Origin of the sequence: Pedobacter kyungheensis (assembly GCF_000812965.1) — a bacterium.
Taxonomy (GTDB): Bacteria; Bacteroidota; Bacteroidia; order Sphingobacteriales; family Sphingobacteriaceae; genus Pedobacter; species Pedobacter kyungheensis.
This window is the reverse complement of sequence record NZ_JSYN01000064.1, coordinates 1-1,620: the sequence shown is the minus strand read 5'-3', so window position 1 is coordinate 1,620 and position 1,620 is coordinate 1. Positions and strand designations below refer to the sequence as shown.

Here is a 1,620-nt window from a genome sequence, read left to right as displayed (position 1 = left end):
ACGGATCATACGCTGTTCAAGACCATTTTCTCTTGAGATGCTCGACAGAGATTTATTTCTTTTTAATACCTGATTGACGATAGTCAATTTAAATTCTAAGCTGTGCTTAACTTGTCTACTCATAAAAATGCCCCCATAAAGTGTCTAACTTTTTGGGGGCACTGCAAAATCAGGGCGGGATTTTTTTATTTGTAAACCAAAATATTAAGTCTATTTTTGCCGCTCAAATAAACTAATCAAATTAATGAAAAAGCTCTTTTTATGTGCCGCTATGGCCATGACTTTCTTATGTGCAAAAGCACAGGATGCAGAAAACACCATTAAAATCAATCCTTTAAGTGCCCTTATCAAAACCGGATCAGTTTTTTATGAGCGCAAACTGAACGATGGAGTTTCGTTACAACTGGGTTTGGCTTACACCGGCCTAAAACTTGACGATGTTAAATTTACAGGTATTGCAATTACCCCGGAAGCCCGTTTCTATTTAAAGCAAAGGGCAATAAGCGGTTTATATGCAGCTCCATTCTTAAGGTATCAGGATTATACGGTTACGGATGGATCAGACAAAGGAAAATACACTTCATTTGGTGGGGGTGCTTTGATTGGCCGCCAGTGGGTTTATGGAAGCGGCTTTGTACTTGATATTTTCTTTGGCCCGAGTTACAACAGCGGAACCTATAAAGCCACTCAGGGTAATAACGAACCAGATATTAAAGGCGGGATTGAAGGCTTTGGTCTTCGCACAGGTATTGCCTTAGGTTTCGGTTTTTAATCTCTACAAGCATTATTGTAATCCCGTCGTGTTTGTTCAGGGCGGGATTTTTTATCATACGTACACCATTAATATTTCATGAAAAAACTATTTCTAGCATTTACGCTCTTAACTTTAATTAACCTTAGCTCATGCAAAAAGGATGAAACTACCAATACTACCATTGTTGGTAAATGGCAAATAGATTCTTACGTAATTACCAATTTTGAAAACACTGGTAAAGATCAGGACGATACCAAAGGAGAAAGTCCGAGGCCAACTTTAGAATTTAAGGAAGATGGTAATTTACATGCCATTTTCTACTTCAAAGATCTTCTCGGAAATAATCAAAATACAATAGAGGATGTTCAGGTAAAGTATACCGTAAATGGAGATAAACTAAACCTGAGTGGAAACTTAGCTTTTAACCATAATAGCTTTACCTTTTCTATAACAAACAACACATTAATCTTGAAAAGGACAGATGTAGCCAGTATTGGCAATAAGGATTCGGGAACGTACACAGAAAATACAACCGTTACCGCAACCAGAATACAGTAATTTCCTTTAAGATTTAAACTTTGTAAATCCCGTTTTGTTAAATCAGAACGGGATTTTTTGTTGTTATAGCAAACACGTCATTGCGAGGAGGAACGACGAAGCCTGCCTGCAGCAGACAGGCAATCTTACATGGTAGCCATCCTTGCTATAAAGATTGCTTCGTCGGCTGAAAAAGCCTTCTCGCAATGACGGGATAGATAACTAGATTAACTCCTTTCAAATTCATAACCACAATCATAACAGTGGTAACATTTATTAGCCTGAATAGGTGTAGTAAGAGTTAAAAAAGCCAATATGGTTGCCCATAC

2 protein-coding genes are annotated in these 1,620 nt (G+C 37.7%); both read left to right on the top strand.

Translation table 11 applies throughout. The features are described from left to right. Nucleotides 1-244 precede the first annotated feature (244 nt). Nucleotides 245-772, top strand: a complete 528-nt coding sequence (locus tag OC25_RS26590; RefSeq protein ID WP_039483625.1) for a DUF3575 domain-containing protein — start codon at nucleotides 245-247, stop codon at nucleotides 770-772. Between the two features lie 78 nt (nucleotides 773-850). Further along, the gene (locus OC25_RS26585) at nucleotides 851-1,312 is read left to right on the top strand and encodes a lipocalin family protein (protein ID WP_039483623.1); all 462 of its coding nucleotides are present in this window, start codon (nucleotides 851-853) and stop codon (nucleotides 1,310-1,312) included. The last annotated feature ends 308 nt before the right edge of the window (nucleotides 1,313-1,620 follow it).

What these genes read in the sequence shown, in the direction of transcription:
- OC25_RS26590 (WP_039483625.1), top strand. Translation starts at nt 245, where the DNA reads ATGAAAAAGCTCTTTTTATGTGCCGCTATGGCCATGACTTTCTTATGT.
- OC25_RS26585 (WP_039483623.1), top strand. Translation starts at nt 851, where the DNA reads ATGAAAAAACTATTTCTAGCATTTACGCTCTTAACTTTAATTAACCTT.